This is a genomic window from Xenorhabdus griffiniae, assembly GCF_001028135.1.
Classification (GTDB): Bacteria; Pseudomonadota; Gammaproteobacteria; order Enterobacterales; family Enterobacteriaceae; genus Xenorhabdus; species Xenorhabdus bakwenae.
Genome location: NZ_LDNM01000216.1, coordinates 1 through 489, shown reverse-complemented (window position 1 = coordinate 489; position 489 = coordinate 1). Strand labels below are relative to the sequence as shown.

At 44.2% G+C, this 489-nt stretch carries 1 pseudogene; it reads left to right on the top strand.

Annotation, left to right across the window (positions count from 1 at the left end):
• Positions 1 to 489: pseudogene (locus tag AAY47_RS21125) on the top strand (glycogen/starch/alpha-glucan phosphorylase); the annotation flags it as partial.

The following is a 489-nucleotide window of genomic DNA, read 5'->3' as shown; positions in this document are numbered from 1 at the left end:
AATCCATCCTCTGACAATCAACGCCACGTGAACTATATCTCGATGGAATTTCTGATCGGCCGACTGACAGCCAACAATTTATTGAATCTTGGTTGGTATAACGATATTCAATCTTATCTGGCAGAAAATGGCATCATTATGAGTGACGTGCTGGAAGAAGAAACCGATCCCGCATTGGGCAATGGTGGGTTAGTAAGGCTAGCAGCCTGTTTTCTCGACTCAATGGAAACTCTCAATCAACCTGCTATCGGGTATGGTCTCAATTATCAATATGGTCTTTTACGCCAATCCTTTGAAAATGAGCAACAAATTTAAACACCTGATAATTGGGAACGCGAGTCCTACCCATGGTTTCGCCATAACACGCAATTAAAAGTCAGCGTCAGGTTTGGTGGCGAAATCGTGACAATGGCCGATGGTCATGAAACCTGGGTTCCCGCATTTAGCCTGATTGGTGAAGCCTGGGATTTACCCGTGATTGGGTATAAT